Origin of the sequence: Lysinibacillus sp. NPDC097231 (assembly GCF_044761885.1) — a bacterium.
GTDB lineage: Bacteria > Bacillota > Bacilli > Bacillales_A > Planococcaceae > Lysinibacillus.
Window position 1 is genome coordinate 1 of the sequence record NZ_JBIWDH010000072.1, and the last position, 2,949, is coordinate 2,949.

Consider the following 2,949-nt stretch of genomic DNA (forward strand, 5'->3'; position numbering starts at 1 on the left):
GGTTAAGTTATTAAGGGCGCACGGCGAATGCCTTGGCACTAGGAGCCGATGAAGGACGGCACTAACACCGATATGCTTCGGGGAGCTGTAAGTGAGCTTTGATCCGGAGATTTCCGAATGGGGGAACCCACTACGTTTAATCGCGTAGTATCTTGACGTGAATACATAGCGTCTTGAAGGCAGACCCAGGGAACTGAAACATCTAAGTACCTGGAGGAAGAGAAAGAAAAATCGATTCCCTGAGTAGCGGCGAGCGAAACGGGAAGAGCCCAAACCAAGAGGCTTGCCTCTTGGGGTTGTAGGACACTCTATACGGAGTTACAAAAGAGCGAGTTAGATGAAGCGACTTGGAAAGGTCCGCCAGAGCAGGTAAAAGCCCTGTAGTCGAAAGTTCGTTCTCTCCTGAGTGGATCCTGAGTACGGCGGAACACGTGAAATTCCGTCGGAATCCGGGAGGACCATCTCCCAAGGCTAAATACTACCTAGTGACCGATAGTGAACCAGTACCGTGAGGGAAAGGTGAAAAGCACCCCGGAAGGGGAGTGAAAGAGATCCTGAAACCGTGTGCCTACAAGTAGTTAGAGCCCGTTAATGGGTGATAGCGTGCCTTTTGTAGAATGAACCGGCGAGTTACGATTACGTGCGAGGTTAAGCTTTAGAAGGCGGAGCCGCAGCGAAAGCGAGTCTGAATAGGGCGAATTAGTACGTGGTCGTAGACCCGAAACCAGGTGATCTACCCATGTCCAGGGTGAAGGTGAGGTAACACTTACTGGAGGCCCGAACCCACGCACGTTGAAAAGTGCGGGGATGAGGTGTGGGTAGCGGAGAAATTCCAATCGAACTTGGAGATAGCTGGTTCTCTCCGAAATAGCTTTAGGGCTAGCCTCGTGATGAGAATACTGGAGGTAGAGCACTGTTTGGACTAGGGGGCCATCCCGGTTTACCGAATTCAGACAAACTCCGAATGCCAGATATTTATACACGGGAGTCAGACTGCGAGTGATAAGATCCGTAGTCAAAAGGGAAACAGCCCAGACCACCAGCTAAGGTCCCAAAGTAATCGTTAAGTGGAAAAGGATGTGGCGTTGCACAGACAACCAGGATGTTGGCTTAGAAGCAGCCATCATTTAAAGAGTGCGTAATAGCTCACTGGTCGAGTGACGCTGCGCCGAAAATGTATCGGGGCTAAACGATTCACCGAAGCTGTGGATTGACATCTACGATGTCAGTGGTAGGAGAGCGTTCTAAGTGCGTTGAAGTCAGATCGGAAGGACTGGTGGAGCGCTTAGAAGTGAGAATGCCGGTATGAGTAGCGAAAGACGGGTGAGAATCCCGTCCACCGTATGACTAAGGTTTCCTGAGGAAGGCTCGTCCGCTCAGGGTTAGTCGGGACCTAAGCCGAGGCCGATAGGCGTAGGCGATGGACAACAGGTTGATATTCCTGTACCACCTCCTCACCGTTTGAGAAATGGGGGGACGCAGTAGGATAGGGTAAGCGCGCCGTTGGTTGTGCGCGTCCAAGCAGTAAGGCGTGTGTGTAGGCAAATCCGCACACTGTAACGTTGAGCTGTGATGGCGAGTCCGAATGGACGAAGTTCCTGATTTCACACTGCCAAGAAAAGCCTCTATCGAGGTGAGAGGTGCCCGTACCGCAAACCGACACAGGTAGTCGAGGAGAGAATCCTAAGGTGTGCGAGAGAACTCTCGTTAAGGAACTCGGCAAAATGACCCCGTAACTTCGGGAGAAGGGGTGCTCTTGAGCGTGCAAGCGCATGAGAGCCGCAGTGAATAGGCCCAGGCGACTGTTTAGCAAAAACACAGGTCTCTGCAAAACCGTAAGGTGACGTATAGGGGCTGACGCCTGCCCGGTGCTGGAAGGTTAAGAGGAGTGGTTAGCGCAAGCGAAGCTGCGAATTGAAGCCCCAGTAAACGGCGGCCGTAACTATAACGGTCCTAAGGTAGCGAAATTCCTTGTCGGGTAAGTTCCGACCCGCACGAAAGGCGTAACGATCTGGGCACTGTCTCAACGAGAGACTCGGTGAAATTATAGTACCTGTGAAGATGCAGGTTACCCGCGACAGGACGGAAAGACCCCGTGGAGCTTTACTGTAGCCTGATATTGAATTTTGGTACAACTTGTACAGGATAGGTAGGAGCCAGAGATCTCGGAGCGCCAGCTTCGAAGGAGGCGTCGGTGGGATACTACCCTGGTTGTATTGAAATTCTAACCCATGCCCCTTAGCGGGGCAGGAGACAGTGTCAGGCGGACAGTTTGACTGGGGCGGTCGCCTCCTAAAAGGTAACGGAGGCGCCCAAAGGTTCCCTCAGAATGGTTGGAAATCATTCGTAGAGTGTAAAGGCACAAGGGAGCTTGACTGCGAGACCTACAAGTCGAGCAGGGTCGAAAGACGGGCTTAGTGATCCGGTGGTTCCGCATGGAAGGGCCATCGCTCAACGGATAAAAGCTACCCCGGGGATAACAGGCTTATCTCCCCCAAGAGTCCACATCGACGGGGAGGTTTGGCACCTCGATGTCGGCTCATCGCATCCTGGGGCTGTAGTCGGTCCCAAGGGTTGGGCTGTTCGCCCATTAAAGCGGTACGCGAGCTGGGTTCAGAACGTCGTGAGACAGTTCGGTCCCTATCCGTCGTGGGCGTAGGAAATTTGAGAGGAGCTGTCCTTAGTACGAGAGGACCGGGATGGACACACCGCTGGTGTACCAGTTGTCTTGCCAAAGGCATCGCTGGGTAGCTATGTGTGGACGGGATAAGTGCTGAAAGCATCTAAGCATGAAGCCCCCCTCAAGATGAGATTTCCCATTACGCAAGTAAGTAAGATCCCTCAAAGACGATGAGGTAGATAGGTTCGAGGTGGAAGTGTGGTGACACATGGAGCTGACGAATACTAATCGATCGAGGACTTAACCAAAATGTTTGAAGCAATCAATGC

Annotated in this window: 1 rRNA gene; it reads left to right on the forward strand. The window is 52.4% G+C overall.

What is annotated here, in order from left to right:
* Window positions 1–2,928, forward strand: a 23S ribosomal RNA gene (locus ACIQXF_RS23005).
* Window positions 2,929–2,949 lie beyond the last annotated feature (21 nt).